The sequence below is a fragment of the Rhodococcus sp. BS-15 genome, assembly GCF_000813105.1.
GTDB lineage: Bacteria > Actinomycetota > Actinomycetes > Mycobacteriales > Mycobacteriaceae > Rhodococcoides.
In genome coordinates this window covers 1-2,331 of sequence record NZ_BAOX01000474.1, presented here as the reverse complement: position 1 = coordinate 2,331, position 2,331 = coordinate 1, and the positions used below count along the sequence as shown (strand labels likewise).

Genomic DNA, 2,331 nt, shown 5'->3' with positions numbered 1-2,331 from the left:
GCTCGGCCGGTGACTCCGTCGATTCCGTCGCCGGCGCATCGACGGCGGCGGGCTGCAGAAACAGAGGGGTGGCGAAGGTCGTCGCAGTGGGCTGGTCGGTCGTTGCCGCGGGCTCGGCAACCTTCGGCTCCGGTGCAGGTGCACTGGTGAACAGCTGCGGCTCGGACCACGGAACCTCGCCTGCGGGCTCTTCGGGGGCAGGCACCGGAGTCGGCTCGGCAGTCGAGGAATCGGTCGTCGGCGCTGCGGGGGCGTTGACCGAATCGCGAACGGACTCCGCAACGTCACGGCTCAGGCTCGACTGAGCACTGCGCGCTTCGATGCCGAGCTCACCGAGGGTGACGAGCAGCTGCTTGCTGGTGACGCCCAGGATCTTGGCCAATGCGTGAACGCGCAGCCTGGTCGGCAGCTCGATGGTGTCGGGTTGCGCTGACGACACCGCGTCGGTTTCCACAGACGACACCGGGCCGGGGGGCTCCGTACGTCCTGCGTTTTCGTTCTGTACATCTTCGGGCGGGCTTTGATCGGCCACGTAGTCTCCTCGGGCCCCCGGGCGCGTCCATCCGACTTCGGGTGTGACGCGGCCACGCGAGGGCAATCCTTGTGTACTCACGTCGGGTTGGACGTCAGCTGTTCGGTCTCGCTCCGCACCCGAGCCGATGACCACTTCGTAGTTCTCGGTGGTCGACGACAGCGTGTGCAGTGCCTGGCTGGATGGTGGTGTACCGGCGATCCGAGCGCCTGATCATCAAGCAAGAACGCGAACGAGCCTGTCTCTCGTTCGAGCATCTGCGATGACGGGCAGCGGATAGACGACAAGTCATCCGATCGAATCCATCACACCGGTCTAGCGAACTTCCGTGAAGCCTGGGCTTCGGGTGGAGCGTGAAACCTGTACGTACTGGTGCAGTGGAGTCGATCTGTTGTCGAGTATCCCACACGCTGTGATGCGTACTCGCCACGCCGCACCGATCGGGTCCCGAGCGGTTGCGACGTGGCTACGCGAACGTTGCTTTTTCTGTCGAAGGCGGAACGGTCAGGCGAGGCCGGGGAACCAGAGTGCGATCTCGCGCTCGGCCGATTCCACGGAATCCGATCCGTGAACCAGGTTCTGCTGACCGTCGAGGGCGAGGTCACCGCGGATGGTGCCGGGAACCGCCTTGGCCACGGGGTCGGTGCCGCCTGCGATCTGGCGGAAGGCAGCGATGGCGCGGGGGCCTTCGAGAACTGCGGCCACTACCGGTCCGGACGTGATGAACTCGAGGAGTTCGGGGAAGAACGGCTTGCTCTCGTGCTCCGCGTAGTGAGCCGAGGCCAATTCGCGGGAGACGGTCTTGAGCTCGAGTGCGACGATGCTCAGACCCTTCTTCTCCACGCGGCCGAGGATCTCTCCTACGTAGCGCCGGGCAACTCCGTCGGGCTTGATCAGTACAAGGGTGCGGTCGGTCACGAAAGACGACAGTAGTGGAACACGGCGATGCGGCGCGCGCCGCATCGCCGAAACCGACGGGTTTGCGCTGTCAGTCACGCTGCCCGGGCAACATTCCTCGTCTGATCCGCTCGGTGATGTCACGGCGCAGGTACAGCAGATACAGCCAGACCGCAATGAAGATCAGGCCGACGATGCCGATGGACAGATGGAACACCGTTCCGAGCAGAACGAACACCTGCAGAATGAGATTGAACTTCATCGCCCAGGACTTACCCTGCTTGCCGGCGCCTGCGATCATCGCGACCGCGAGCAGAACGATGTAGATGCTGGAAAACCACGTTGCCCCACCGCCCACGACGGCGACCACGGGCAGCGAGAGCAGAACCACGATGGCTTCGAGCACCAACGTTCCTGCACAGACACCGCGGAACCCCTTCCACGGGTCGTTCAACGGTGGTCTGAACTCTGTCTCGCTCACGCGGGGTCCTTTCCGAACAGAGTGCGAGCTGCACCGACGGTCACCACGGATCCGGTCACCACGACTCCGGCACCGGACACGGCCTCCCCCCGGCTCGGCGACTTCCTCGGCCAACCCGATCGCAGTCTCCAGGGCATCGGGCAGTGTCGACGCCACCACGACGCGTTCGTCACCGAACTTGGCCACCGCGATGTCGGCCAACGCGTCCACGTCCATCGCCCGCGCCGACCCGTTGTGGGTGACGACGATGTCGTCGAACACCGGTTCCAGTGCGTCGAGAATTGCTCCGACGTCCTTGTCCGCCATCACGCTGACGACGCCGACGAGTTTGCGGAAATCGAATTCGTCGGTGAGGGCGGCGGCGAGCGCTGCTGCCCCGTGCGGGTTGTGCGCGGCGTCGAGGAACGACGGTCGGGGGCGA

At 64.9% G+C, this 2,331-nt stretch carries 3 protein-coding genes and 1 pseudogene; all 4 read right to left on the bottom strand.

The features are described from left to right. Positions 1-463: translation initiation factor IF-2 N-terminal domain-containing protein (locus tag RHBS_RS27020; protein WP_187298659.1), on the bottom strand; the 463-nt coding region annotated here is incomplete at its 3' end. 573 nt (positions 464-1,036) lie between these two features. Further along, positions 1,037-1,450, bottom strand: a complete 414-nt coding sequence (gene ndk, locus RHBS_RS27015) for a nucleoside-diphosphate kinase (RefSeq protein ID WP_032394582.1) — start codon at positions 1,448-1,450, stop codon at positions 1,037-1,039. A 70-nt stretch (positions 1,451-1,520) separates the two neighbouring features. Then, positions 1,521-1,910: a DUF4233 domain-containing protein gene (locus tag RHBS_RS27010; RefSeq protein ID WP_121869470.1), complete on the bottom strand. Its 390-nt coding sequence runs from the start codon at positions 1,908-1,910 to the stop codon at positions 1,521-1,523. Next, positions 1,907-2,331: pseudogene (locus RHBS_RS27005) on the bottom strand (glutamate ligase domain-containing protein); the annotation flags it as partial. The pseudogene RHBS_RS27005 and the gene RHBS_RS27010, both read right to left, overlap by 4 nt.